A 3,431-nucleotide genomic window follows, 5' to 3' on the forward strand; every position below is an offset into this window, starting at 1 on the left:
CCGCCGTACGGCAGGCGATCCACGCGCCGCTCACCGCGGTGCTGGACGGACTGGGCAAGGTGCTGCGCGAGTGCCCGCCCGATCTGGTGGCCGACATCGCCGACTCCGGGATCACGATGACCGGCGGCAGTGCCCTGCTCCCCGGGCTCGACCAGATGCTGCGCGACGCGACCGGCGTCCCGGTCCACATCGCCGAGCGGCCCGACGTGTGCGCGGTGCTCGGCCTCGGGGCCATGCTGGACGGCACGGTCCAGCCGATGGTCCTCAACCCGCTCGCCGGCTGACAGCAGCCGGGCTCGCCGTGGCCGCGCGCGGTCTCGACCTGCGGACGATCCTCCAGCACATCGTGGACACCGCGACGGAGCTGGCCGGCGCCCGCTACGGCGCCCTGACCCTCCTGGACCGGGACCGCCGCCGGGTCACCGACCTGTTCACCAGCGGCATGACCGAGGCCGAGCGCCGGAACCTCGCGGAGCTCCCGGAGACGCACGCGGGGGTCGTCGGGGCCCTCACCGACGACCCCCGGCCGCTGCGCCTGCGCGATCTGACCGCCGATCCGCGTTCCTGCGGGGTGCCCGCCGGGCACCCGCGGATGCGCTCGTTCGCGGGCGCCCCCGTCCAGGTGCACGACGAGGTGCTCGGCAGCCTCTGTGTCACCGGCAAGGAGGCGGGGGACGACTTCACCGACACGGACCTGGCGCTGCTCCGGCTGCTCGCCTCACAGGCGGGCGCGGCGATCGGCGGCGCCCATCTGTACGAGGCTGCCCGGCAGCGGGCGCACTGGATCGAGGGCGCCGCCGCCGTCACCCGGGCGCTGCTGACCGGCACCGGTACGACGGACGCGCTGATGACCGTCGCGGAGCGGGCCAGGGTGCTCGCCGGCGCGGTGGCGGGCGTGATCCTCCAGCCGACGGCGGACGGCGGGATGGAGATCGTCGCCGCCTCCACCCGCGAGGACCCGGCGGGCCTGGTCGGCACCGTCATCGAGCCCGGCGCCCCGGTCCTGGTCCAACTGCTCGGCGGTGAGGGCGTCTTCCTGGACGATTCGGCGACCGACCCCCGGATGACGACGCAGGTGCGGTCCCGGTTCGGGCCGAGCATGATGCTGCCGCTGCAGAGCGGCGGGCGGCTCATCGGCACCCTCGCCGGCACCCTCGCCCTGCCCCGGCGGCGCGGCGACCGCCTCTACACGGAGGCGGAACGGCAGCTCGCCTCGCAGTTCGCCTCGCAGGCCGCGCTGGCCATGGTGATGGCCGACGCCCAGCAGTACCGGGAGCAGCTCGCGGTCTACGAGGACCGCGACCGCATCGCCCGCGACCTGCACGACCTCGTCGTCCAGCGGCTGTTCGCGACGGAGATGATGCTGGAGTCCACCCGGCGCAGGGACACCTCGGGGGACGGGGGGACGGCGGAGCTGCTCACCCGTGCCGTCGACGAACTGGACTCGACCATCCAGGAGGTACGGACGGCGATCATCGCGTTGCAGCAGCCGCCGGCCGACGCTCCCGCCACCTTCCGCGGCCGGGTGCTGCGCGAGACGGGCGGTGCGGCCGGAGTCCTCGGTTTCCAGCCGTCGGTGCACTTCACGGGCGCGGTGGACGCCCTGGTCCCGGACGCGGTGGCCGAGGAACTGCTGGGGGTGCTGCGCGGAGCGCTGGCCACCGCGCGCCGGCGGGCGGGGGTCTCGGCCGTGGAGGTGGAGGTGGACGCGACGGCACGGCTGCCGGACGGGCGGGACGCCGTGCGGCTGGTGGTCGCGGACGACGGGCGCACCGAGGGCGGCACCCGGTCGCCGACCGTCATCTGGCAGGCGCCGCTCTGAGCGCGACGCGGGTGGTGGAGTGGGCGACGCCCGCCTCCTTCTTCAGCCGGCGCGGCGGCGTGTCGGGGCACGGATGTCGGCGGCGGTGGCCCGTACGGGGTGGTCGTGGCCGCCGGTCAGGTGCACCACCTCGGTGATGCCGGGCAGGATCAGCACCGCGCGCTCGGAGTACTCGTCGGCTCGGACAGGCGGTCCGGCTGCGGGTCGCCCGGGAGCTGTCCACGCTGTACGCCATCGGCTTCGGCGGCGTCGTGGCGTCCGGGGTCCACCTGCCGACGTATCCGAAACCTGGTGCGCGATGGTGCCGCCCGATGCGGTTGCCGACGCGCCGGGGGTTCCCGCTGGTCACCGTCGTCTTCCGGCCGGTCGGCGGCCGGCTCCCGGACCGGATCCGCCCGGCCCTGGTGACGGCGGCGGCGCTGCCGTCGGCCGCACCGGTGGCGATCGTCCAGGCGGGCGCCCCGCGTCGGATCCGCGCGGCACGGCCGCCCTGCTCTGCATGGCCGCAGGGCTCGGCACCGCGAGCGGCAGCGTCTTCGCCCTGGTCCCGCAGGTGACGCCGCCGGCCCAGGTGGGCGCGGCGGGCGTCGTCGGTGCGCCGGACGGCCTCGGCGGCTTCGTGCCGCCGCCGGTGACGGGCCCGGTCTGCTGCGCCGAGCCCGCGCATGCGACCGGCTTCATGCTGCCCACCGACCTGGCGCCGGCCGGCTCTGACCACGCGTACGGCCGGATGCGGAACGTCCGAGATCATGGCTGACCCGGCCGGGGGTCCGGCGCTAGGGTGCGCCGGGTGACCTCTCTTCTGCCCGCACTGCACGAGACGTCCGACCGCACGGACTCCCCGGAGGCCGTCCGGTTCGGTGAACACCGCCTGACCTACGCCGGACTGGCGGGTGCCTCCGCCGCCCTGGCCGCCCGGATCGCGGGGGCGGGGCGGGTGGCCGTCTGGGCCACGTCCACCGCCGGGACGGTGGTCGCGGTGGTGGCGGCGCTCCGGGCCGGCGTACCGGCCGTACCGCTCAACCCGAGGACGGGGGCGCGGGAACTCGCGCACATCCTGGCCGACAGCGCCCCCTCGCTGGTGCTGGCCGGGGCGGGTGAGGAGCTGCCGGCCGCGCTGGACGGGCTGGAGCGGCTCGACGTGGACACGGCCGCCCGGGAGTGGGGCCGCGATTTCCCGGAGCCTCCCGGTGACTCCCCCGCGCTGGTCGTGTACACCTCCGGCACCACGGGTCCGCCGAAGGGTGCGGTGCTGCCGCGCCGGGCGCTCGCCGCCTCGCTGGACGCGCTGGAGGACGCCTGGGCGTGGACCGCCGACGACGTCCTGGTCCACGCCCTGCCGCTGTTCCACGTGCACGGGCTGGTCCTGGGCGTCCTCGGTCCGCTGCGCCGGGGCGGGTCGGTACGCCATCTGGGCCGGTTCTCCACCGAGGCCGTGGCCCGGGAGCTGCTGTCCGGGGGCACGATGCTCTTCGGCGTCCCGACGATGTACCACCGGCTGGCCGGGGCGCTGGACGGGCCGGACGGCTCCGGGGAGCTGAGGAAGGCGCTGGCGGGCGCCCGGCTGCTGGTGTCGGGTTCGGCGGCGCTGCCGGTCCACGACCACGAG

3 protein-coding genes and 1 pseudogene are annotated in these 3,431 nt (G+C 76.1%); all 4 read left to right on the forward strand.

The window, feature by feature from the left end; all coding sequences use genetic code 11:
* On the forward strand, nt 1–284 hold a 284-nt coding region (locus tag IH13_RS0108880), incomplete at its 5' end, for a rod shape-determining protein (RefSeq protein ID WP_031082644.1).
* A 17-nt stretch (nt 285–301) separates the two neighbouring features.
* Nucleotides 302–1,822, forward strand: a complete 1,521-nt coding sequence (locus IH13_RS0108885) for a sensor histidine kinase (protein WP_031082646.1) — start codon at nt 302–304, stop codon at nt 1,820–1,822.
* A 155-nt stretch (nt 1,823–1,977) separates the two neighbouring features.
* Nucleotides 1,978–2,579: pseudogene (locus IH13_RS43370) on the forward strand (MFS transporter); the annotation flags it as partial.
* A gap of 33 nt (nt 2,580–2,612) precedes the next feature.
* A partial coding sequence (locus IH13_RS0108900) for an AMP-binding protein (protein ID WP_031082648.1) occupies nt 2,613–3,431 on the forward strand: 819 nt, incomplete at its 3' end.

The sequence above is a fragment of the Streptomyces sp. NRRL WC-3549 genome (assembly GCF_000721935.1).
Lineage (GTDB): Bacteria > Actinomycetota > Actinomycetes > Streptomycetales > Streptomycetaceae > Streptomyces.